20 protein-coding genes are annotated in these 23,170 nt (G+C 69.2%); 12 read left to right on the top strand and 8 right to left on the bottom strand.

Annotated features, from left to right (window positions below):
- Window positions 1-19: 19 nt before the first annotated feature.
- A complete protein-coding gene (locus QCD75_RS09870) occupies window positions 20-976 on the bottom strand; it encodes an NAD-dependent epimerase/dehydratase family protein (RefSeq protein WP_301228088.1) in 957 nt (318 codons plus the stop codon).
- A gap of 155 nt (window positions 977-1,131) precedes the next feature.
- On the opposite strand from QCD75_RS09870, the gene QCD75_RS09865 reads away from it, so the two are divergent.
- From QCD75_RS09865 to QCD75_RS09840, 6 genes are all read left to right on the top strand, one after another.
- Window positions 1,132-1,893 carry a TetR/AcrR family transcriptional regulator gene (locus tag QCD75_RS09865; RefSeq protein WP_301228086.1) on the top strand — a complete coding sequence of 254 codons (762 nt, stop codon included), beginning with the start codon at window positions 1,132-1,134 and terminating at the stop codon, window positions 1,891-1,893.
- Between the two features lie 131 nt (window positions 1,894-2,024).
- A complete protein-coding gene (locus QCD75_RS09860; protein ID WP_301228084.1) occupies window positions 2,025-2,429 on the top strand; it encodes a hypothetical protein in 405 nt (134 codons plus the stop codon).
- A gap of 260 nt (window positions 2,430-2,689) precedes the next feature.
- Window positions 2,690-4,552, top strand: a complete 1,863-nt coding sequence (gene dnaK, locus QCD75_RS09855) for a molecular chaperone DnaK (RefSeq protein WP_301228082.1) — start codon at window positions 2,690-2,692, stop codon at window positions 4,550-4,552.
- 2 nt (window positions 4,553-4,554) lie between these two features.
- Window positions 4,555-5,229: a nucleotide exchange factor GrpE gene (locus QCD75_RS09850; protein ID WP_301228080.1), complete on the top strand. Its 675-nt coding sequence runs from the start codon at window positions 4,555-4,557 to the stop codon at window positions 5,227-5,229.
- 94 nt (window positions 5,230-5,323) lie between these two features.
- Complete coding sequence (locus QCD75_RS09845) at window positions 5,324-6,310, top strand: DnaJ C-terminal domain-containing protein (RefSeq protein WP_301228078.1); 987 nt, start codon at window positions 5,324-5,326, stop codon at window positions 6,308-6,310.
- Between the two features lie 15 nt (window positions 6,311-6,325).
- A complete protein-coding gene (locus QCD75_RS09840) occupies window positions 6,326-6,748 on the top strand; it encodes a heat shock protein transcriptional repressor HspR (protein WP_226760718.1) in 423 nt (140 codons plus the stop codon).
- A gap of 232 nt (window positions 6,749-6,980) precedes the next feature.
- Here the strand turns inward: QCD75_RS09840 and QCD75_RS09835 are convergent, their stop codons facing one another.
- The gene (locus tag QCD75_RS09835) at window positions 6,981-10,517 is read right to left on the bottom strand and encodes a DEAD/DEAH box helicase (protein WP_301228074.1); all 3,537 of its coding nucleotides are present in this window, start codon (window positions 10,515-10,517) and stop codon (window positions 6,981-6,983) included.
- A 245-nt stretch (window positions 10,518-10,762) separates the two neighbouring features.
- Here QCD75_RS09835 and QCD75_RS09830 point away from each other — a divergent pair, with 245 nt between their 5' ends.
- Window positions 10,763-11,659, top strand: coding sequence for a DMP19 family protein (locus QCD75_RS09830; protein ID WP_301228072.1), 897 nt, complete (start codon window positions 10,763-10,765; stop codon window positions 11,657-11,659).
- Between the two features lie 46 nt (window positions 11,660-11,705).
- Here the strand turns inward: QCD75_RS09830 and QCD75_RS09825 are convergent, their stop codons facing one another.
- The gene (locus tag QCD75_RS09825) at window positions 11,706-12,260 is read right to left on the bottom strand and encodes a COG4315 family predicted lipoprotein (protein WP_301228070.1); all 555 of its coding nucleotides are present in this window, start codon (window positions 12,258-12,260) and stop codon (window positions 11,706-11,708) included.
- 187 nt (window positions 12,261-12,447) lie between these two features.
- Between QCD75_RS09825 and QCD75_RS09820 the strand changes: the two genes are divergently transcribed.
- The 3 genes from QCD75_RS09820 to QCD75_RS09810 all read left to right on the top strand — a co-directional run bounded on the left by QCD75_RS09820 (window position 12,448) and on the right by QCD75_RS09810 (window position 14,054).
- A complete protein-coding gene (locus QCD75_RS09820; protein WP_301228068.1) occupies window positions 12,448-12,948 on the top strand; it encodes a sigma-70 family RNA polymerase sigma factor in 501 nt (166 codons plus the stop codon).
- Between the two features lie 5 nt (window positions 12,949-12,953).
- Window positions 12,954-13,643 (top strand): anti-sigma factor family protein, encoded by a 690-nt coding sequence (locus QCD75_RS09815; protein ID WP_441005460.1) that lies wholly within the window; start codon window positions 12,954-12,956, stop codon window positions 13,641-13,643.
- Window positions 13,644-13,823: 180 nt separating this feature from the next.
- Complete coding sequence (locus tag QCD75_RS09810; protein WP_301228064.1) at window positions 13,824-14,054, top strand: hypothetical protein; 231 nt, start codon at window positions 13,824-13,826, stop codon at window positions 14,052-14,054.
- A gap of 1 nt (window position 14,055) precedes the next feature.
- Here the strand turns inward: QCD75_RS09810 and nagA are convergent, their stop codons facing one another.
- The 3 genes from nagA to trmB all read right to left on the bottom strand — a co-directional run bounded on the left by nagA (window position 14,056) and on the right by trmB (window position 17,141).
- A complete protein-coding gene (gene nagA, locus QCD75_RS09805; RefSeq protein ID WP_301228062.1) occupies window positions 14,056-15,276 on the bottom strand; it encodes an N-acetylglucosamine-6-phosphate deacetylase in 1,221 nt (406 codons plus the stop codon).
- Window positions 15,273-16,079 carry a DUF1206 domain-containing protein gene (locus QCD75_RS09800; protein WP_301228214.1) on the bottom strand — a complete coding sequence of 269 codons (807 nt, stop codon included), beginning with the start codon at window positions 16,077-16,079 and terminating at the stop codon, window positions 15,273-15,275. The genes nagA and QCD75_RS09800 overlap by 4 nt, the downstream gene beginning before the upstream one ends.
- A 138-nt stretch (window positions 16,080-16,217) precedes the next feature.
- Entirely contained in the window at window positions 16,218-17,141 is a 924-nt protein-coding gene (gene trmB / locus QCD75_RS09795; RefSeq protein WP_301228060.1) for a tRNA (guanosine(46)-N7)-methyltransferase TrmB, read from the bottom strand.
- A 109-nt stretch (window positions 17,142-17,250) separates the two neighbouring features.
- Between trmB and QCD75_RS09790 the strand changes: the two genes are divergently transcribed.
- A complete protein-coding gene (locus tag QCD75_RS09790) occupies window positions 17,251-18,558 on the top strand; it encodes an MFS transporter (protein WP_301228058.1) in 1,308 nt (435 codons plus the stop codon).
- A 51-nt stretch (window positions 18,559-18,609) separates the two neighbouring features.
- On the opposite strand, the gene QCD75_RS09785 is transcribed toward QCD75_RS09790, so the two are convergent.
- Together QCD75_RS09785 and QCD75_RS09780 are read right to left on the bottom strand one after the other, a co-directional pair.
- Entirely contained in the window at window positions 18,610-19,818 is a 1,209-nt protein-coding gene (locus tag QCD75_RS09785; RefSeq protein ID WP_301228056.1) for a hypothetical protein, read from the bottom strand.
- A gap of 214 nt (window positions 19,819-20,032) precedes the next feature.
- Window positions 20,033-21,463 carry a hypothetical protein gene (locus QCD75_RS09780; RefSeq protein ID WP_301228054.1) on the bottom strand — a complete coding sequence of 477 codons (1,431 nt, stop codon included), beginning with the start codon at window positions 21,461-21,463 and terminating at the stop codon, window positions 20,033-20,035.
- 277 nt (window positions 21,464-21,740) lie between these two features.
- Here QCD75_RS09780 and QCD75_RS09775 point away from each other — a divergent pair.
- A partial coding sequence (locus tag QCD75_RS09775) for an MFS transporter (protein WP_441005459.1) occupies window positions 21,741-23,170 on the top strand: 1,430 nt, incomplete at its 3' end.

Below are 23,170 nucleotides of genomic sequence, written 5' to 3'. Positions count from 1 at the left end.
CCCGAGTCCGCAGCCGCCGTCACCGTTCCTGGTCCCCCCACCACGCAACGGTGGCGGCGGCTGCTTCCGTCAACGGGGTGGGCTGCAGCCCCAGGGCCGCCTCGCTGGCCCGGGAGTCCATCACGAAAGGGCGCTCGAACTGGTAGAGCGTTTCGGCCAGTTCACGCGTCCCGGGGGAAAACATGCCCATCATCCGCAGCGCCCGGCCGGGGATGGCAACCACGCGCGGTGCGCGGACGCCGGCGGCGGCGGCGAACGCTGCGGCGATCTGCCGTTGGCTCAGCGCCGGGCCGGTCGGCGCGTGCCACACCCGGTTCCAGAGGACCGGATCCTGCGCGGCCCTGATCATGGCGGCGGCCAGATCCGGCACATAGGTGAAGGAGTGCGGCAGCCCCGCGTTGCCGATCACCAGCAGGTATTTGCCGGCCAGTACCGGCTTCACCATGCGCTCGCCGGCATGCGCACCGCGGACCCTGGGGCCGAAGAAATCACCCGCCACCACGCTTACGGTGTCTGTTGCGGACGCCGCTCGGGCCTTCAGGAGTGCGGTCCGGATGCCCCGTTTGCCGCCCTGGGCCTCCCGCGGGCCCTCCTCGGTCATCGGCCGTTCCGGCTCGCTGTAGGAGTATAGGCTTTCCGGAAAGACGACGACGGCGCCGGCCTCGCCCGCCGCGGCAAGCACTGTCTGCTCGGCGCCGGGCAGTTCCTCGCCCCAGACCCTGGCGCTGTACTGCGAGCCGTGGATGCAGTGGAACACGGCCTTGGCTCCGCGGAACAGACCGCCAAGCTGCGCCGGGTCGGAGACATCCACGGCCACCTTCTCGATCCGCGGGTGGGCGGGCCCGCTGCCGGAGCGGGTGAGGACGCGCACCCGGTGGCCCGCTGTGGCGAGCTGCTCGGCAACCGTCCAGCCAACCGGGCCGGCGCCGGTAACGACGAACAGGGCAGGGACCTCGGGGGAATCAGGCTGGGACATGGTGTTCTCACTTTCTCGGGTCGCCCGGCTTCGTTGGTTCGTTCGGGCTTGCGAGAGCGGTGCTCTCCTAATTCAGGATGCCGCCGGTTCAGAGGGAAGTCAAGAGCAGTGCTCACATTTGTTGACACTGCTCTGCTTTGTGGAATGCTGGAGCCATGCCGCAGACCGCCAGCGCCCCGTCTCCGAAGCCGCCCACCCCGCGCGAGCGCGCCCGGGCCCGGACCATTGAGGACATCGTGCGCCTTGGCCGGGACCACCTGGCAGTGCACGGGGCCGCCGCACTGTCCCTTCGTGCCGTGGCCAGGGACCTCGGCGTCGTCTCCTCGGCGGTCTACCGCTATGTGGAGAACCGTGAAGAGCTGCTGACCTTGCTGCTCATCGACGCCTACAACGAGCTCGGCGACGAAGTGGACGCCGCCGTGTCCGCCCTGCCCGCGGCCGACTTCGCCGGACGGTTCAGTGCCCTGGGTTCCGCGGTGCGGCGCTGGGCGCTGCGCGAGCCGGCCCGCTACGGACTCCTCTTCGGCAGCCCGGTGCCCGGATACCGGGCGCCTGCCGAGCGGACTACGGGGCCCGGCACCCGGGTCATCTACGCCCTGATGGCTCTGCTGGACGGCGCCTACCGCGCGGGCCGGCTGGTGGATCCAGGCGGTGGGGCCGCCGTCGTGCCGCCGCTCGCCGCCGACCTGGCGCGCATCCGCGACGGGATGGGACTCGCGGTGTCGGACCGGCTGCTGGCGCGGGGCGCGCTCGTTTGGACCTCGCTGTTCGGCGCCGTCAGCTTCGAGGTTTTCGGCCAGTACGGCGCGGGCACCTTCGCCGCCCCGGACGAACTCTTTTCCCACCATCTGGCCGCGCTGGCGGATCTCGCGGGGCTTTGCGCGGCCGACGGGGCGGGCGAGCGGCCGGCTTATTAACCCTCCTGGCTTCTTAACCCTCCTGGCCGCTGGGCCCGGGTTTCCGTGCCCTCTGTTGTCTCCCGGCGACGCTCGATAGACTGCCCCTGCGCCTGCCTGGGCGCGCCGGAGCTTCCAGGAAGGATCCAACCATGTCCGAAAACAACGAGTCTGATCGAACGGCAGCGGAACCCGAAGGCGCGGCGGCCGAGGGCCAGTATGTCGAGGGCGACTACGGCACGGCGGGCTCCGCCGGGGAGAACCCGCCCGCGGCGGCGGAGGGCGAATACTCCACCGGCGACTACGGCGCGGCAGGAGTCGGCGGCACCACCGCCGTCGGCGCTGAGGAGGGCGACTACCCCGAGGGCGACTATGGAGCGGCGGGTGGCACAGTTGCGCCGCCTGCCGCCGCCGAAGAGGGTGAGTATCCGGAAGGCGACTACGGCGCCGCGGGTGCCGCAGGTCCGGCAGGTGCCCGGCCTGCCGCGGACCGCGAGCCCTTGGCGGCGCCCTCCCGGGACGACTCCGCAGGCGAAACGGGCCTCGCGGACCACTAGGCGTCGGACTTCGCGATCAGCGAACGGTGCAGTTGCCGGCCTTGGTGCTGCCCGAAATTCCCCGGAATTCCGGGAAAGTGCGGCTTGCAGTGACGGGCTCGAGCCCCCCGCAATTCAAAGTTGAGTGCAGGTCGCTCAACTTTGAATTGACTTTGACGCGGGTCTGAGTAGAGTTGAGTGCAGATCGCTCAATAACGGTCGGACTCTCTGGGTCCGCAGCCAATCAAGCAAGTTTCCAAGGAAAGAAAAGGAAGCAACACATGTCACGTGCAGTAGGTATTGACCTCGGAACAACCAACTCCGTCGTCTCCGTTCTCGAAGGCGGCGAGCCCACCGTCATTGCCAACGCCGAGGGTGGCCGCACCACGCCGTCGGTTGTTGCGTTCTCCAAGTCCGGCGAAGTGCTGGTTGGCGAAATCGCCAAGCGCCAGGCCGTCAACAACATCGACCGCACCATTGCTTCGGTCAAGCGCCACATGGGCACTGACTGGACCGTCGCCATTGACGACAAGAAGTACACCCCGCAGGAAATCTCCGCCCGCATCCTGATGAAGCTGAAGAACGATGCCGAGTCCTACCTGGGTGAAAAGGTCACGGACGCCGTGATCACCGTCCCCGCGTACTTCAACGACGCACAGCGCCAGGCCACCAAGGAGGCCGGCGAAATCGCAGGCCTCAAGGTTCTGCGCATCGTCAACGAGCCCACCGCCGCGGCACTGGCCTACGGCCTCGATAAGGGCAAAGAGGACGAACTTATCCTCGTCTTCGACCTCGGCGGCGGAACCTTCGACGTCTCCCTCCTCGAGGTTGGCAAGGATGAAGACAACTTCTCCACCATCCAGGTCCGCTCCACCGCCGGCGACAACCGCCTCGGCGGTGACGACTGGGACCAGCGCGTCGTTGACTACCTGCTGAACCAGCTCAAGGTCAAGGGCATCGACCTCTCCAAGGACAAGATCGCCCTGCAGCGCCTGCGTGAAGCGTCCGAGCAGGCCAAGAAGGAACTCTCCTCCTCCTCCAGCACCAACGTCTCCCTGCAGTACCTCTCCGTCACCCCGGACGGCCCGGTGCACCTGGACGAGCAGCTGACCCGCGCCAAGTTCCAGGACCTCACCAAGGACCTCCTGGACCGCACCAAAAAGCCGTTCCACGACGTCATCAAGGAAGCCGGCATCCAGCTTTCCCAGATCGACCACATCGTGCTCGTCGGCGGTTCCACCCGCATGCCGGCCGTCTACGACCTGGTCAAGGAACTGGCCGGCGGCAAGGAGCCGAACAAGGGCGTCAACCCGGATGAGGTCGTCGCCGTCGGCGCCGCACTGCAGGCCGGTGTCCTGAAGGGTGAGCGCAAGGACGTTCTCCTCATCGACGTCACCCCGCTCTCCCTCGGCATCGAAACCAAGGGCGGCATCATGACGCACCTGATCGAGCGCAACACGGCCATCCCGACCAAGAGGTCCGAGACCTTCACCACGGCGGATGACAACCAGCCGTCCGTTGCCATCCAGGTCTTCCAGGGCGAGCGCGAGTTCACCCGCGACAACAAGCCGCTGGGCACCTTCGAGCTGACCGGGATCGCTCCGGCCCCGCGCGGCGTCCCGCAGGTTGAGGTCACCTTCGACATCGACGCCAACGGCATCGTGCACGTCTCGGCAAAGGACAAGGGCACCGGCAAGGAACAGTCCATGACCATCACCGGCGGTTCCAGCCTCTCCAAGGAAGACATCGACCGCATGGTCAAGGACGCCGAGGAGCACGCAGCAGAGGACAAGGCCCGCCGCGAGGCAGCCGACACCCGCAACACCGCCGAGCAGCTCGCCTACTCCGTGGACAAGCTGATCGCCGACAACGCCGACAAGCTGCCTGCAGAGATCAAGACCGAGGTCCAGGCCGACGTCGACGCCCTCAAGGCCGCCCTCGAAGGCACCGACGATGCCGCCGTGAAGACCGCGTTTGAGAAGCTGCAGGCTTCCCAGACCAAGCTCGGCGAGGCCATCTACGCCCAGGCAGGTTCCCCGGACGGCGCCACCGGCGCCCAGGGTGCCCCGGCAGGCGAGCAGGCAGCGGGCTCCGACGAGGACATCGTGGACGCCGAGATCGTTGACGAAGACGAGAAGAAGTAATCATGCCGCACCACGGTAACGAAGAAGAGCACGGTTCTTCCGAGAGCCGTCGCGACGCTGAACAGCGGGAGAACGAGCCGCAGAAGCCGATCATCCACGACAACCGCAAGGTTGACCCGAAGACCGGCCAGGCCCGCCACCCCGACCAGGAGCACGGCGCCGCCGGGGCCCCGGATTCCGGGGATGCACTGTCCCAGGCCGAGGACATCCTCAACAGTGTTGAGGTGCCCGCCGCCGATTCCGTGGCCCAGGGCGCGGACGGGGCAGAGGCGGAGGAGCTCAGGAATGACCTTCGCCGCCTGCAGGCCGAATACGTCAACTACCGCAAGCGCGTCGAACGAGACCGTGCCGTGGCGGGGGAGATGGCCGTCATTGGCGTCATGAACTCCCTGCTCCCGGTACTGGACGACGTCGACGCCGCCCGCCAGCACGGTGACCTCACGGACGGACCGTTCGCCGCGATCGCCGCCAAGCTGGAGAACGCGCTGAAGACGTATGGCCTGGTCCGCATCGATGAGACCGGCGTGGAGTTCGATCCCACGATCCACGAGGCCCTCATCCAGCAGCCCGGCACAGATGTCGAAATCGACACCGTAAGCCAGGTCCTGCGCTCGGGTTACAAGTCCGGCGACCGGGTGCTCCGCGCAGCACAGGTCATCGTGGCTGTTCCGGCCTAGCAGTACCTCATCGAGGTGACAGTTCGCGCCCGTGTTTCGAACAGACATGGGCGCGGACTGTCATCTCGGCACACAGATTTGAAAGGAAACGCCATTGGCTAGCCAGGACTGGGTGGACAAGGACTTCTACAAGATCCTTGGAGTCGCCAAGGACGCTTCCGACGCCGACATCAAGAAGGCCTACCGGAAGCTCGCGCGGCAGCACCACCCGGACACCAACGCGGGGAACGCCGCTTCGGAGCGGAAGTTCAAGGACATCTCCGAGGCCTACTCCGTGCTCTCCGACGCCGACGAGCGCCAGCAGTACGACGCCATCCGGGCCATGGGCGGCGGAGCCCGCTTCGCCCCGGGCGGTGGCGGCGGCGCCGGTGGCGGGGCTGGCTTCGAGGACCTCTTCGGCGGCTTGTTCACCGGCGGCGGGGGACGCCAATCCGGCGGCTACAGCACGGCCGGCGGTATTCCGCCGGAGTTCGCCGACCTCTTCGGCGGAGGCGGCGGCGGCTTCGGCGGCGGCCAGTCCTTCCAGCGGGCACCGCAGAAGGGCGCGGACCGGACGGCGTCGACCTCCATTTCCTTCGCCGGTTCCATCCGCGGAACCACCATCGGCCTGCGTGAACCGGACGGGGAAGTCATCGACGTGCGCGTCCCGGCCGGCATCAAGGACGGCCAAAAGGTCCGGGTCCGCGGCAAGGGCCAGTACGGTCCGGCCGGATACGGGGATCTGATGGTCACCGTTTCGGTTAAGCCGCACGACTTCTACGTCCGCGACGGCGACAACCTGCGCATCCACGTCCCCGTCACCTTCCCGGAGGCAGCTCTGGGCGCGGACATCGAGGTTCCGACCATCGACGGCGACAAGGTCAAGGTGCGGGTTCCGGCCGGCACGCCGTCGGGCCGCACACTCCGGGTCAAGGGCCGCGGTGTCAAGCACGCCAAGGCCACCGGGGACCTGCTGGTCACCATTGACGTCGCCGTCCCGCGAAAGCTCAACAAGGAAGCCGAGGAGGCTGTCAAGGCCTTCGCCGCGGCCACCTCCGGCGAGGACGTCCGCGCCGAACTGGCAGCCAAGGCCCGGCTCTAGGAACGGACGCCTGCCATGGCCATCGACTTTGAGCAGCCGATCTTCGTTATCTCCGTGGCCGCGGAACTGGCGGACATGCACCCCCAGACGCTGCGGCAGTACGACCGGCTGGGCATCGTCTCGCCCAGCCGGGCCCCCGGCAAGTCCCGCCGCTACTCGCAGCGGGACATCAACATGCTCCGCGAGGTGCAGCGGCTCTCGCAGGAGGGCGTCTCCCTCGAAGGCATCAAACGGATCCTCCAGCTGGAGAACCAGGTGGCAGCCCTGCAGCGGCGCGTCACCGAACTGAGCGAAGAGCTCGAACGCCGCCCCCGCGCCCTGGACTCCCGCATCTTCGCCGCCGGAGCCGCGGGCGACGTCGTCAGCCTGGCCCGCGGCAAGCGCCCCCGGGCCCGGTCCCAGGCCGTCGTGGTGTGGCGGCCGCGGAACAGCGAGTGACGAAGCCCGGAGCCAGCACCGGGCCCCTTTCTACGACGCCGCCAGCGGGACGTGGCAGGACGTCGCCGCCGGGTTCTGAGTGATGGTCATGGTGATCTTCCGGTGGCGCCACGACGGCGATCCGGACAGCTGGTGGAAGGGCAACGCAAACCACCCAACGCGGGGTCACTTCGCGCCCATCCCGAGGGGATTTACCGGCGCTATGTGACCCCGCGTTGCTTTGGTGGGGTTCCTAGTCGGTGAACAGGCCGGCCAGGTCCTCGGCCGTGAGCGCTCCGCCGGAGAGGGCGTCGCCCTCCATGACGTCGGCGAACAGCTGGGACTTCCTGGCCTTGAGGGCCATGACCTTCTCCTCGATGGTGTCCTTGGCGACGAGCCGGTAGACCATCACATTGCGGGCCTGCCCGATCCGGTGCGTGCGGTCCACGGCCTGCGCCTCCGAGGCAGGGTTCCACCACGGGTCCAGCAGGAACACGTAGTCCGCCTCGGTCAGGTTCAGGCCGAAGCCGCCGGCCTTGAGGCTGATAAGGAACACCGGGGCGGCGCCGTTCTTGAACTCATTTACGACGTCGGTGCGGTTGCGGGTGCTGCCGTCGAGGTAGCAGAACTCGATGTCCTCCTCGACGAGCCGCTCACGGACTTTGCCCAGGAACCCGGTGAACTGGCTGAAAATGAGCGCCCGGTGCCCCTCAGCCACGAGGTCCTCCAGCTGTTCGAAGAGCACATCGAGTTTGCTGGACCGCACCCCGGAGAGTGCGGGATCGATCAGCGAGGGATCCAGGCTGAGCTGCCGCAGCAGCGTGAGGGACTGGAAGATGGTGAAGCGGTTCTTGTTGACGTCGTCGATCAGGCCCAGGATCTTTTGGCGTTCCCGCTGCAGGTGCGTCTGGTACACCTTCTGGTGCCGCGGGTTCAGCACCACCTCGAGGATCTGCTCCTGCTTCGGCGGCAGGTCGTGGATGACCTGCTCCTTGGTGCGGCGCATCATCAGCGGACGGACCCGACGCCGGAGCTTGTCCAGCTGGGCCTTGTCACCGTTCTTTTCCACCGGCTTCTGGTAGTACTCGGCGAAACGCTTCGGACTGGAGAAAAGCCCCGGCGCGACGATCGAGGTGAGCGCCCAGAACTCCATCAGGTTGTTCTCGAGCGGGGTGCCGGTGATGGCCAGTTTGAACACTGCCGGAAGCTTCCGGGCGCACTGGTACGCCTTGGACTGGTGGTTCTTGACGAACTGGGCCTCATCCAGGACCAGGCCGGCCCATTCCTTGGACGCATAGGCCTCGTAGTCGATCCGGAACAGGGCGTAGGAGGTGATGATGATGTCCGCCCCCGCCATGGCCGAAACCGGATCAGAGCCGCTTTTGGCGAAGGTTTCGCTGATGGCACGCACCGTGAGGCCGGGGGCGAACCGTGCGGTCTCGGCCTCCCAGTTCCCGACAACACTCGTGGGGGCGACCACGAGGAAAGGCGCGTCCCCGGCAGCGGCGCCGGGAACTGCGCCGGGTGCTGCCCCGCCAGCGTCCGCGGCGGTTGCCGCGGCAGCTCCCGCGGGGGAGGCTCCGCCGTCGGCCGCTGCCCCAGGGCCTTCGGCTGCGATCTTGGCGGCGCAGATCAGCGCCAGCGCCTGCACGGTCTTGCCCAGGCCCATGTCGTCGGCCAGCACCCCGCCGAGCCCGTGGCGGTACAGGAAGCTGAGCCAGTTGAACCCTTCCAGCTGGTACGGGCGCAGCTCGGCGTTGAGCGTTGCCGGCAACGGCAGGCCCTTCACTCCGCCTTCGAGCAGCCCGCCGACCGCTTCGCGCCAGGCCGCAGCCTGCTCATCCACGATGCCGAGCTGGGCCAGCTCGTCCCAGAGCCCCGCCTGGAAACGGCTGATCTGCAGCGGCGCGTCCTTGTTGTCCTGCAGTTCCCGCGCCTCCTCAATCAGCGCCCGGAGCTGGTGCAGTTCGGGCAGGTCCAGGGAGAAGTAGGCGCCGCTGGGCAGCAGCATCTTGGTCTGTCCGGCCGCCAGGGCCGAGAAAACGGCGGCGAAGGACACCGGCTGGCCTTCCAGGGAAATCTGGATGCCCAGGTCGAACCAGTCCCGCTGCTCGGTGGCCTTCGTGGAGATGGACACCACCGGGGCCTCCTCCGCCTCCCGGTAGTCGGCGATCTCGCCGGCCGTGTCGACGCTGACGCCGGGGACCTCGCGGAGCGCAGGGAGCAGTTCCTCGGTGAACGCCAGGGTGTCCAGGCCGCTGAGTTCGGCCGATGCTGCCAGCCGCGGCGTTCCCCAGCCGCCCGCGGCCGACTCGCCCAGCGCCGGCACCACGTCCCAGGGCTGTCCGACGGCTTCGAGGATCCGGGCCTCGGCGGGGTCGTCCCGGTAGCCGTGGTCGCCGGGGTGGCGCCAGAGCGGCTGGGACGTGACGAGCGTGCCGGACTTGTAATGCCATTCCCAGTGCAGCCGGACCCGGTGGTCGGCGCCGTAGTTCGCCAGCAGCGACAGCGTGGGAACGGCCAGCTGGGGCAGTTCCACGGACTCATCGGAGGCGGTCACCCGGGCGCTCTGCTTGAGCTTGGGGTAGAAACCGGTCAGGAAGCGGCTCTCATCCCGGGCCGGAATGTGCAGTGTGGTTCCGGCCGTGACAAAGGTCAGGAGCTCCTCGCTGAGCCCGCTTTCCAGCGGGGCGAGCGTGATGACGGAGTCCGCCGGCGCGACTCCCGGCAGGGCATCCGGCCCGGAGGTCAGGAAGATCCCGTGGGCCGGGCGCCCGATGGTCCCGACGGATGCGGGATCGACCACCTCCCCCTCGACGGTGATGACGGGGGCGAGCGACAGCCCGCCGCCGCCGTCCCCACGGCCGGCAGCCGGGTCACCGCCGCTGGCGTCGTTCCCTCCGGCCGGGACCGGCGCGGCGGCGAACCGGGCCAGGTTGAGCCCGACGGCGGCCGGCTGCTCGACGAGCCGCACCGGCTCCGAACCCCGGCTGTGGACCAGGGCGACGCCGATCTTCCGGGCCTGGGCCAGCAGGCTCCACAAGTTCTTGCCGGCGTAGGTGTTCATGCCCAGCCACAGCCCGGTCCCGGCGTGCTGGCGGTTGGCCTGGGCGGTGTGCGAGGCGAGGAACTCCTGCATCCACTCGACGTGGGCCTCGTTGCATTCGCGCCGGTAGCTCAGGTAGCTCAGGGTGTTCCAGGAGACGTCGCCGCGGATCCATTTGCCCTTGGCCCCCATGATGACGGGACGCGCCTTGAGCTGGCGGACGCTGCGCAGCGGGTCCCGGCGGCCGGTGTAGGAGAAATGCGGAGCGGGTTCTTCGATCTCGAACTGGAGCGCCAGCGGGATGCCGTTGGTGGACTGGGTGATTCCCGGCCGGGCGATCAGCGGGCTGAGGGCCTGCTCCCAGTCCGCCACTTCAAGCACCGGAGCCTGCCGGGACAGCCGGCTCGTATCGGCGGGAGTGAGCAGCTGGACCCGGATCGCGGGGTTGTCCTCGGCGGCAAACAACAGTGCCGCCACGTGCTTGCAGTCCTTCCGGACCGGGCAGCTGCAGACGCCGACGGTACAGCTCCACCCGCCCGCCTTCCGGACCAGCTTCGCCGTGGTCGAGTACGGCACATCGGAGCCGCCCCGGACTTTGCCGAGCATGAGTCCGGTGGCGGAATCGAAGGAAATCCCGGAAACACGGCTCCCCATGGCGTAGGCAAGTCCGGCCGCGAGGGAGCGGTCGTTGATCGCGGGGGTCTGTATTGCCAGTGCCGCACTCTCGTCCGGATGGGATGGCATGTGCGCACTACTTTCAGCAGTTGGTCATCGGATCCATCTTACCGAGCCTGGCAGGACACCCCGTACCCGGCTGCCTGCCCATGTGGATAACCTGCCCATCTGGTAACCGGGCGCAATGGACGTGCCGGCCCGGGACACCCAAACTTCGCCGGACGTTCAGCTCAGGCTCAACCGCCGCTCGGTCGGTGCCGCGTACCGTGAAAAGGGTCCGGAGCGACACCAGCCTTCAGCAGTGAGGATTTTCCATGAGCAACGGCCTTTCCACCGCCCTTCCCGCCACCGGTTACGCGGCGGTCCTGCCGCGGGAGCGCATCAACGGCAGCGACGCCGACGTCGTTGACGCGAACGTGGACGTTGTCAACGCCATGTACGCGGAGCTGCTCGACATCGGGGAGATCGCGCCGAACGCGCTGCGCAGCTACTACGTTGACTTCTATCTGACGCAGTCGCTGGGCGGCGGGTTCGCCCAGTACGTGTTCACCGCGCCGGACCGCGAGGACATCGACGCGTACATCCGGGCCGGGCTGGAGGGGATGGGGGCCGCCGCCCACCTGGACCTCTTCAACCGCACTGTGGCTGCCTTCGACTCCCTCTCCGAGGAAGAAGCAGACGCGTATCTTGACGGCGACACCGGTCTGGAAGACGGCACGGAAGACGGTCTCAAAGACGGCGCGGACGGTAGCGTCCCGGACGCGGGCCGGGTCGTGGAAGAGCTCGACGGCGAGTTCGAAACCCTGCTGGAGACCGAAGACCTCGTCGCGCTCAACGCCGCCTGGCTGCGGGGCCAGACAGACCTCCTCGTCCTGGACGAGGAGGAACTCGACCGCCATATCGCCGAGCGCGTCTCCCGGGTCCCGGACCTGGCGGAACGCCAGGCCGAGGCCGCCGAGGATGAACTGCTGGACACCCCGGAATTCGAGGTGATCATCCGTGAGCTCTGCGACGTGGCCGGCCACACGCTCCGGAAGATCACCATGGGCGACCCCAACTATGACCACGACGGACAGACCACCCTGGCGTGGCATTTCACCACGGACCAGGGCGAGTTCCTCATGCTGGATGATGAACGCGAGGCGGTCATGATCCACCCGGACACGAAGGAGATCCTGGCCGCCGTCGAGTTCGAGGTTGAAGCCGACTGAACCTGTTGGCCTGCCGCGCCCGAAGGTCTGCCGCGGCGGCCGGCTCCTAGTACCCGGCCGCCGCGGCGATCATTTCACCGGACGGGGCGATGAGGTGCCAGACGCTGCCGACGCCCTGGCCCAGAATGTCCCCGGCAGCCGTGTCCTTGGCGTAGTAGTACACGGGCATCCCGTTGATGGTCAGCTGCTTCTTGCCGTCCGGGGTGGCAATAGTGCCCACGGTGCCGGTGACGCCGTCGGCCGTGGGGGTGCCAGCGGCGGCGAGGACCGGAGGCCAGGACTGGAGGCAGCCGCCGGTGCAGGCGCTCCTCCCGGAGTCCTTGACGTCCTTCGCGTAGACGTAGACGCTCATCCCCTTGCCGTCGACGACGATCCTGCCGGCGCTGGAATCGGCGACCTTGAGGTCCGTGGCGGCCGACGCCGGGGCCGGCGCCGGAGCGGAGCCCGCCGCGGCGCTGCCGGGCGGCGTTGTGGCGGCTGCCGACGTCGTGGTTGCAGCTGCCGACGTCGTCGAGGTGCCGGTCCCGCTGGTGCCGGCACAGCCGGAGAGTAGTGCGGCGAGGGCGAAAGCGGACACGCCAATGCTGAGGTGCTTCTTCATCTGCTGCTCCTTGACTCGAACCGGCCAACTGGCCAGGCCGGCGCTAACCGTTACGACGCCATTGAGGGAAGAATGGTTCACAGCAGGCCGTGGGGTGCGCCCCGGAACTCGGGCGTGTGAACCCTTCCGGCGGTCCGCACGTCATAGAGGCAGAAGCGCTGAAACCCGCGAGACAGGGAGGACGGTCATGTCGCTGGACGAAGACGTCGTGGCGGCTATTTACCGCGACCACGGGGCGGCCCTCAGGCGCTTCGTCCTCAGCGCCTCCCACGATCCGCAGCTGGCGGATGATGTGGTGCAGGAGACCGTGCTGCGAGTCTGGCAGCAGGCCCCCCACATCACCGGAAGCCTGCGCAGCTACCTGTTCAGGACGGCCCGCAACATCCTGATCGACAACTATCGCAAGGCCCGGCGGCGGCCCCGCGAGACGACGGACCGGGACCTGGCCGACCCGGCCGGCGGCGAGGAACGCGTCGATGAACTCCTCAACCGGGTGCTGATGGAGGAAGCGCTGCTGCGGCTCAGCGCCGAGCACCGGGAAGTTCTCGTGGCGCTCCATTACCGCCGCTTCACCGTCCAGGAGGCAGCGGCCAGTTTGAACATCCCGAGTGGAACCGTCAAGTCCCGGGCGTTCTATGCCGTGCGGGCCCTCCGGACGATCCTCGACGAGATGGGGGTGGAACGGTGAGCGCCATGGAATTGCACCAGCTGCTGGGCGCCTACCTGCTGGGCGGGCTGGAACCTGTTGAGGCTGCGGCCTTTGAGCAGCATCTTGCCGGCTGTGCCCCGTGCCGGCAGGAGCTGGACGAGCTGGCCAGCCTTCCGGCGCTGCTGGACGCGCTCCCGGTGCCCGACGCCGTCGCCCTCGGCGCCGCTGCCACCACTGCCGGGCGGGACCCGGTGCCGCCGGTTCCCGTGCCGGCCGGGGTGCCGGCGGGGGTGACGCGGCGGATGCTCGACGAGGTGTCCGCGCGGCGCCGGAAAGCACGGCTGCGCTGGAGTGCTGCGCTGGCCGCTGCGGCCGCGGCGTGCCTCGCGCTCGGAATCCTGGCCGCACCGCTGGTCAACCCGCCGCCCAAACCGGACGCCAGCTATTCCATCCAGGCCAGCGACGGGCTGCAGATCACGGTGGGCCTGGTCAAGAAAACCTGGGGAACCGAGCTCGCGGTCGACGGCCGGAGCCTGCCGGTGGACGGCACCCTCTCCCTGTGGGTGAAGGACACCAACGGCGGCGAGGACCGCGCCTGCTCCTGGACGGCCACGCCCAGCGGCAGGGTCAGGATCACCGGAGCCACGCCGCTGCAGCTCACCAACATCTCCAGTGTCGAAATGCGGAACGGGCAGCAACAGACCATGGCCGTCATCGCCGTGCCCCGGGGATAGGTTAGGGCCGGCCCCTTGCCCGCCAAAGAATGTCGGACCCCCTGCTCTACTCAGGGTGGGGGATCCGACGGCTTCCCCACTACCTGCGGCACGCACGTCCGCACCGGCGATTGGGGGACTCGTTATGGAACAGGATTTTGTGGTTGTCACTTCCGGGAAAGAGAGGCGCTGAAGGCCACGGTGGAGGTCCTGACCGGGGCAGCTGAGCGGAATGCAGCCCGTGAAGTCCATGCGCTGCGGGCGAACCCGGGAGGAGACACCGCCCAGCTGGTGCGCGCGGACGGTGCAAAATGCTTCCGCGCGGCGATCGAGCAGTACGTGGCGTCGGCCCGGCGGCTGCACTTCTGGCGGCTGCCGGATGGAACGGTTGAGCTCTCGCGCGTCGTGGTCCACGACGACTTCAAGCCCTGACTCAGGGCGCGGGGCGGCCCAGCAGGTCCCCGGCGCGCAGGACCGCCACCAGCCCGAAGTCGGGGTCCACGGCCACGATGTCGGCGCGCATCCCCGGCCGCAGGCTTCCGATCTCGGCCTCGAGACCGAGGATCCTGGCCGGAACCAGGGTGGCCGCCTTGACAGCGTCTGCGGGAGCCACCCCGGCCTCGATGGTCCGGCGGACCACCTCAAGCAGCGTGGCCGTGCCGCCGGCGAGGGCGCCGGTGCTCTTCAGCGCCGCCACGCCCCCGCGGACCACCACGGCGGCGGGGCCCAGCTCGTAATCACCGTCGGGCAGGCCGGTGGCCGCCATCGAATCGGTGACCAGGGCGATGTTGTCGGCGCCGACCAGCCCGAACACCATCCGGACCGTCTCGGGGTCCAGATGGACACCGTCGCCGATGAGCTCCACGGCAACGATGCCTTCGGCCGCCAGGCGCAGGCACGCCGCCACCGGCCCGGGGTTCCGCTGGTGGAGCGGCGGCATCCCGTTGAACAGATGCGTCACCGTCGGCCGGCGGCCCGTCCCGGCTGCCGCACCCGACCTCAGCGACTCGGCCGCGCTGGCCAGGGAGTCAGCGGTTGTGCGGGCGTCGGCGTCGGTGTGTCCCACCGAGGGCGTGACCCCTTGTCCGGTGAGCAGACGGACCAGCCCACCGGCTCCGGGCAGTTCCGGGGCATACGTCATGGTTTTGAGGGTGCCGCCGGCCGCGTCCAGCATCCGGCCCAGCAGCGCCGGGTCGGGGTTCCGGATCCACTCCGGGTTCTGCGCCCCGCAGCGGGCCCGGGCGAGGAACGGCCCTTCGGAGTGGATGCCCGCGATGAGGCCCTCCTCCGCGAGCGGCCTCAGCGCGCCGATTCCCCGGACGAGCTCCTCAGCAGAGGCAGTCACGAGGCTGGCCAGCAGCGTCGTCGTTCCACTGCGGTGCAGGAATCCGACGGCGGCGCGGCAGGCCTGGGTGCCGCCGGTTGGGAAGCCGCCGCCTGCGGCGCCATGGCAGTGGAGGTCCACGAGTCCGGGCAGGATCGAGCTGCCCGGCGGAAGCTTTAACTCCCGGGCGCCGGGGAAGCCCGCAGCGTCGAAGCCGGCCCTGGGCCCGGCATAGGCAATCCGTCCGTCAGCCACCGCCACCACGGAATCAGCCGCGGCGGCTCCGTCCGAGATCAGTGTCCCGGCCAGGACATAGGCGTTTGGCTTCACATCTTGGCGAGTTTGGCCCGCACCATCATGAAGATGCCGTAACAGATGAGGCCAATGCCGACGGCGGCCAGCATATACACGCCCAACGGCTGGTCGCGGAGGGCCTTCAGGCCGCCGTCGAGCCCGGTGGACTCCTCGGGGTGCACCTTGATGGTGGCGATGATGACCAGCAGCCCCACCAGCAGCAGGGCGGCGCCCTTGGCGGCGTAGCCCACGACGCCGAGGACGACCACGGCCATCCGTGCCTTCTCGGCGGCGGGCAGGCGGAGGTATTTGGTGAAGGACTGCCGGAAACCGCGGATGGCGTAGACAATCCCGGCGACCGCCACCGCCGCTCCGACGGCGAGCAGGAGTAGATTGCCTCCAGGTGCCTTCATCACAGACGCCGTGAAGTCGCTGGTGGAGCTGCTGTGGTCTTTGCCCGCGCCGATTGCGAAGGAGGCCAGGGTCACGGCGAGCCCGGCGTAGACCACGGCCTGAAGCGCGGCTTTGGCCTTCTTTGCGGCCTTTTTCTTCACTGGCAGATGCTCAAAATCGAAGATGGCGTCACTTGCCTGCCACACGGCCAGGGCCACGCACGCGGCGAAGCAACTCCACAGCAGTAAGGGCCCGGCCGGCTGTCCGGCGAGTTGCCCAACGGCCCCGCTGACGTCAGCCTCGCCCTGGCCGCCCATGGCGAGCCGGATCGCGACCACACCGATCAGGAAATGCAGGATGCCGCTGACGGCAAACCCGGCCCGGGCCACCGGTTCGAGCCACCGGGAGTTGGTGATTTCCTCCGCCGCGTCCGCGGCGTCCTTCAGTTCTCTTTTGATGATCGGTCCTTCAACTGACTCGGTGGTTCCGCCGGACTCCGGCTCCGCCCGGTTTGTGTCTTTTCTGCCTTTTCGGTAATCGTGCCACGCGGAGCCCGCCGGGAACAGCGCCGCCGGATGGCTGGCCTAGCGGCGGCGGTAGCTGAGGTCGAAGATGAGCCGGCCGGCGTCGTGCGCCTTGTTTTCGAAACTTGTCAGGATCCGCCCGTCGAACCGCGGCGCCCAGCCGCCGGTCTCATCGGTGCCCTCGTTGGGGCCGGTGTGTTCGGTGCTCACCGGTGCGCGCCCCTCCTTCACGGGGGCTCCGCCCACGAGGGACTCGACGCCGGATTCCCAAACCTGCGTGAGGGGGCTCTCCGCGCCGCTGCGTTCGCCGTCGTGCAGGTTCTCGAAGTCGGGGGAGCCGGCCAGGACCTCCCGCACGTGGACGGCATAGTTGGACCAGTCCGTCGCGATCCGCCAGATTCCGCCCGGTTTGAGGGCGCGTGCGGCAAGCGCGGCGAAGGCCGGCTGGATGAGACGGCGCTTGTGGTGCCGTGACTTGTGCCACGGGTCGGGGAAGAAGACCCAGAGTTCCGTCACGGATCCGGCCGGCAGCATGGTGGCGAGCACCTCGGGGGCATTCGCCTCCACAACGCGGACATTGGCCAGCCCGCGGCTGTTGATCTTGATCAGGGTGTTGGCCAGCCCCGGGGTATAGACCTCAACGGCCAGGAAGTCCTTGTCCGGGTTCTCCTCGGCGGCGTGGCACACGGCGTCGCCGAGCCCCGAGCCGATCTCCACGACCAGCGGGGCCTTCCGGCCGAATTCGGCTTCGGCGTCGAAGACGTAGTCCGGGTGCACGGACGTGTTGGCGATGTGGCGGGGGACGTCGACGGCCCACCGGTCGGAATGTTCTTCCCAGGCGGTCTGCCGGCGGCCCTGCAGGCGGGTGCCCCGGCGGACAAAACTGACCGGACGGCCGCCGTAGGTGCCGAAGGAGGCCTGGGTGCCGGGGGTCACCGGGCGCGGTGCCTGCGGTGATTCGGGGGATTCTGGGGATTCACTCATCCCTTCCAGAATAGTGGAGTCCCGGCGTGCGCCCGGCTCGGCAGGTTTGGTGGGCGGGGCACCCGAGCGTGACGCCGGTGGCACGGCATGCGGCGAAGATCCTGCCAGAATGGGGTCCGTGACTGTACCGAGAAGCTCCCAGGACCCCACCCTCAGCGGCATCAGGGTTGACGAACGCCCTGGCCTGCTGGTCGACGCCGAGATCGACGACGTACCCGCGGCGGAGCCTACCCGGGTCGGCAGCCGCCGCGGCCTGGTCTACCTGGGGGTGTGCCTGGTCCTGATCGGGCTGAATCTCCGCACGGTCTTTTCCAGCTTCTCCGCTGTTCTTCCCGAGTTAACGGCCGACGCCGGGCTGCCGGGCTGGGCCGTCGTCGTCCTCACCACGGTGCCGGTGACGCTGCTCGGGGTCTTCGCGCCGCTCGCTCCCGTCCTGGCCCGCCGCTTCGGTGCCGAGCGCGTGCTGCTGGGTGCCATGGCGGTGCTCACCGCCGGGCTGCTGCTGCGGCCCCTGGAGGCCGGGGGCGCCGGTCACCTCCCGGCCCTGCTGGCAGGGACGGCGGCCTGCGGTGCCGCGATCTCGCTCTGCAATGTGCTGCTGCCCGGCCTGGTGAAGCGTGACTTCCCGCACCGGCTCGGCCTGATGGGCGGCCTGTACACCACGGCGATCTGCGCTTCCGCGGCCCTGGGCGCCGGATTCACCTACCCGGTTTTCAGCGCGACCGGGGAATGGACCGCGGCGCTGCGGTTCTGGGCGCTGCCCGCCGGCGTCGTTCTCCTGCTGTTCCTGCCGCTGGCCATCAGGCAGCGCCACGGCCGGCACCAGAGCTCGCGCCGCGGCGTGAATGTGTGGCGCTCGGCGGTCGCCTGGCAGGTGACCGTCTTCATGGTGCTGCAGGCGATGATGTCCTTCAGCGTCTTCGCCTGGCTGGCACCGATCCTGCGCGAACGCGGGGTGGACGGCGGCACGGCCGGAGTGATCGTTTCCGTCTCGATCGTGTTGCAGATGCTGGGGTCCTTGTTCGCCCCGGCGCTCGCCACCAGGTTCCGGGACCAGCGCATGATCAACACCGTGGTGGCGCTGATGACCGGTGTGGGCTTCGCACTGAGCATCTTCGGTCCGCTGCCGCTGATCTGGCTGTGGACCGGGCTCCTGGGCCTGGGCCAGGGCAGCCTGACGGCCGTCGCGCTCACCATGATCATGGTCCGCACCCGGGACGGCCACACCGCCGCGCACCTGTCCGGGATGATGCAGGGCGTGGGCTACGGGGTGGGCTCCGTCGGCACCCTGATGGTCGGCCAGCTGCACCAGGCCACGGGGTCCTTCGCGGCGGCGGGTGTGCTTTTCCTTGCCGTCGGGTCGCTGGCCGCGGTGTTCGGCTACCGCGCTGGCCGGAACCGCTTCATCGGCGGCTAAGGCTGGCGGCGGCGGAACCGGCGGAGCCGGGCTCTTGCCGGAAGCGGCCCGCTACAGGCCGGAGTTCGCAAAGACCTGCCGGATAATAGTGGTGGCCGAATCGACTGCGGCCTGGACATCGCCCTCTGCGAGCGGCCGGAAGTTCATCGTGCCGACCTCCACCGAGAGTGTTCCCCGCCGGGCGCCGAGGCGGACGTAGGAGCGGCCGGATCCGTCCGAGTTCTGGTACCTGAACCCATGGCGGGAATCCGCGTCGAGCTGCACGGTCAAAGGCTCAACCGGTGACCAGTAAGGCTGGCCCTGGCCCAGGACGTTCGCCTGGATGGACGGGCAGTCCTTGATCGCCGACGTCCGGATGTCGAAGGGGTACGGCTGCGCGACCGCTGTGCCCATGCTGATGATGGTCACCTCGAGGGAGACCACCTTGTCTGCGGTGGAGGCGATGCCCTGGGCCATCGTCGCTTGGCCGGCCAGGGTTCCGTAGTAGGCGGCGTCGTCGTAGGCGCAGCCGGCCTGCGAGGGGAGTGGCGCGACCCCTGGGGTTCCCGGGACCACCCGGGCATCGGTGGGGGTCACGAAGAGCTCCGTGCCCGCCCCTCCCGTCACTCCCTGGAGCAGTTGGCCCAGCTCCTCGGGGCTGCGGGCGCCGGCCGGATTCGGCTGCGGGGCGCCGGGCGGGTTCTTTACCGCCTCGTCGATGAGGTCCCGGGCGAAGCCTGCCATGGAGTCCACCGCCCGGGCCGTCGTCTCTGCATTCACCGGCCAGACCGTCAGTGCCATGTCGATGGACACCGTGCCCGCCAGCACCTGCAGACCGGCGGTCCCCATGTCCATGGGGCCCAGGCCCTTCGCTTTCTGCGTGGTCGCGTACGCCTGCTGGCCCACGGGCGGAGCCGGCACGAGGGTGGCCTCATAGGTCGTCGGCGGGGGCGCCGCTCCGGCGTCGGGCATGGAAGTGGTGTAGCTCCGCTCGAATTGGGCACACTGTGCGGCGAGGGCATCCGTTTTGTTGAAGTCCGCGGCAAGCTTTTCGGGCGGGGCGCTCCTGATCACGAAAAGGATGGTCGTCGCCTGCGTCGGTTGCGCGGCGAGGGGCAGGCGTCCCTCCGCGAAGCTCACGCCCAGGCCGGTGCCCGGCACCGCGGCCTCCCCCTCCTCGAACAGGCGGAAGGCGGAGCGCTGGGCCGGCGTCGTGGTGCTGGTGCTGCTCGGCCCCTGGAAGTTCCTGGCCATGTCACGGGACGTCCGAGTGTCAATCACGAGCCCTTGAAGGCTCCGCGAGCGCACAACAGCCGTCGCCAGATCGACAAGCTCCTGGTCCGTATAGACCTCGCCCGGCGGCGGCGGGGGATGCGCTTGCGGGGGAAGTGCTGCCGGGCGCGGACGACGCCGGCGGGCCCCAGGGTGCCGGGGAGCAGCCGGCGAGGGTCATGATGGCCACCGCTGCGCCGGCCATCCAACGGCGGCGCCGCATCTACAGGCCGGCCCGGGCGAAGACCTGGCTGATCACGGCCGCGAGCCCGTCGGCGCCGGACTGCACCTCGGCGTCCGAGTACTTGATAACGCTTGCCTGCACGGTCAACGTTCCCCTCCGGGCCCCGACCATGACGTGCCGCTCGCCGGTCCCGTCGGGGAGTTGGTAGGCGACGGCGTAGCTGGAGTCCGCGGGGAGGCCCGCGCTCAGGTGCTGGAGGTCCGACCATGGGCGTGTGCTGCCACCCATGCCCTCCTGGATCGTGGCGCAGTCCCGAAGAGTGGCGGCAACAGTGTCGAACAGGTACGGCTGGGCCGCCGTCGTCGGCAGGCTGGCCACCATGAGATCGATGAAGTCCATCTTGTTGGAACCCTGGATCGTCCCCTGACCGACCACCGAGCCCGGCAGGGCGGATGGGTCACTGTAGGTGCACGGAGCCCGGGTTCCCGGCGACGGCGTGCCGGGATTCACGCCGGGCCGCTCAGCGCCAATGACGGCGGCGCTCGGCCTGTCCACCGTGTTGCCGTTTGGACCGGTGATGCCCCTGAGCAGCGCCGCGACATCATCAGGGGTGCGCGGGTTCGGCGGAACCGGCGCCACCGACGGAGGGTGCTGCGCGGCCTGCTCGATGAGCTCCTGGGCCAGCCAGGCCATGGAATCGAGGGCAGGGCGGGCGTCTGCCTCGGAGTTCAGCTCGGCGACGGAGAGAGTCAGGCTGACGGATAACGTGCCTGCCAGCACCTGGAGCCCGACCGAGCCGTAGTCCTGGGGCTGGTGGGGCTTTGTGTTCTGCATCCAGGCGAACCTCTTCTCCCCGGCCGACGGGGCCTGGAGGAGCTGGACGGCATGCGTCGAGGTCATGCCGGATTCCGTGTACGTAAGGTCGAACTGGCCGCAGCGGGCGGCCAAATCGTCGGTGTAGTTGAAGTCGGCCTGGGAGATCGCGTCCTTCTCGGCGCTCCGGACCGTGAGAGTGACGGTCGTCGTCGGTCCCGACTGCGCCGCGATGGGGATCCCGCCCTGGGCCATGTTCACGCTTTTGTCGGCCCAGACGGCGAACGGGTCCCGTGGAGCGAGGACCACGCAGTCGCCGGGCGTCGTCTCCGTTGTGGTGACGGGTCCGGCGCCGCCCGAAACCGCGCTGCGCAGGCGCTGGGAGTCCATGGCCCCTCCCTGGACCTGCCGGTTCTGGGCCACGGCGTTGATGACCGCCATCAGCTCCTGGTCCGTGTAGACCTTGTCCGGAGTGCCCGCCGGTGGGGCGGTGCCGGACGACTGGCCCGCCGTCGTCGGGCCGCCCGGCGCGGAGGGCCCGGACGAACATCCAGCAAGGGCCAGCAGGACGACGGCGGCGCAGGCTAGCCGCCGCCTGTCCCTCGCCGGCGGCGCCGCCCGCAAAGATCCAGCTGTCCCAACTGCCCGAGCGGACATCGCAGGCCCCCTTTAGCTTGTAAGCCACAGGCTACGTTTCAGTAGGGAACCCACGTAGGGCACTTTGACCTGACATTTGGGCGGCTGGCAGGGATCAGAAAGGCCGGACCTGCAGGTACCGGTCGACGCGGTGTGCGCGGCGAGCGGACCGCTGCCACGCCCGACGCCGCGGTCCTCACACGAGGATGGAGCCGATGCCCGGGCGGTGGTGCGTCCCGCCCGCCAGCTGTGGCATGCTTCCCCTTTAGCCAACATCCCCTACCGATCAGGCCACGCCTTGCCCCGTTCCGTCCCCGTGCCGACGCTGGACTCAGCCGGCATCTTCCACCGCGCCTACCTGCTGGTGACGCTGGGCGCCTGTGCCCTCGTGTTCCTGGCCGCCTTCGAATCATTGGCGGTGACCACGATCATGCCGCTGGTCAGCCGTGAGCTGGATGGGGCCGCCCTCTACGCCCTGGCGTTCGCCGGCCCGCTCGCCACCGGCGTCATCGGAATGGTGGCCGCGGGCAACTGGTCCGACAGGCGCGGCCCGGTGGGCCCTTTGTACGCGTCCGTCGCCATGTTTGTGCTGGGCCTGCTGATCGCCGGCACCGCAGCGACCATGCCTGCCCTGGTGGCAGGCCGGCTGGTCCAGGGCCTGGGCGGCGGCGCCATGACGGTGGCGCTGTATGTGGTGATCGCCCGGGTCTATCCGCCCGAACTGCACCCGAAGATCTTCGCGGCTTTTTCCGCAGCCTGGGTGATTCCCTCGCTGGTTGGCCCCTTCGCCGCCGGCCTCGTGGCGCAGCTGCTCAGCTGGCACTGGGTGTTCCTCGGCGTGGTGGGGCTGGTGGTGCCGGCCCTGCTGATGATTGTGCCTGCACTGCGCGGGCTGCACGGCACGCCCGACGGCGGAACCCCGGCGGCCGCCGCGGCGGGGGACATGTCCGATCCTGCTCCGCGGAAGTCCTCGGCCGCCGGCAGGCTGGCCTGGGCCGGTCTCGCGGCGCTCGCCGTACTGGGCCTGAACCTCTCCGCCCGGCTTCCGGTGGCCGGCGGGGTCGCGGCGGTGGCGGCTGTCGTCGTGGCCCTCGTCGCGGTCCGCCCGCTGGTGCCGCGTGGCACCCTGACCGCGCGCCGCGGACTCCCCAGCGTCATCCTCACCCGCGGCCTGGCCTCCGGCGCGTTCTTCGGCGCCGAGGTCTACCTGCCGTACCTGCTGGTGGAGCGCTACGACTTCTCGCCCACCTTCGCAGGCCTGACCCTGACCGGCGGCGCCGTCGCCTGGGCAGCAGGTTCCGCGGTCCAGGGCCGGCTCGGGTCGCGCCTGGACCACCGCCGCGCGGTTCGAACCGGCGCGGCCCTCGTGCTCGGCGCCGTCGTCCTGGTGCTGGCGGCCACCATCCTCAACTGGCCGGCCGCCGTTGTGATCACCGCCTGGGTGTTCGCCGGAGGCGGCATGGGGGTGATGTACGCGCGCCTGAGCGTGATGACCCTGGCCCTGTCGAGCAAGGAAAACGAAGGCTTCAACAGTTCGGCGATGTCCATTTCCGACTCGCTCGGCGGGGCGCTGTCCCTCGCCACCACGGGCATCATCTTCGCCGCGTTCCCGACGACGACGGCGGCGTCCTTCGCCGGGGTCTTCGCCCTGACCGCGCTGATCGGGGTCGCCGCGGTCGCCGTCGCCCCGCGGGTCGCGGGGGGGGGGGGGGGGGGGGGGGGGGGGGG

The organism is Arthrobacter sp. PsM3, assembly GCF_030433895.1.
Lineage (GTDB): Bacteria > Actinomycetota > Actinomycetes > Actinomycetales > Micrococcaceae > Arthrobacter.
Note: the sequence above shows the minus strand (reverse complement) of the source record. Positions and strands in the feature narration are given on the sequence as shown.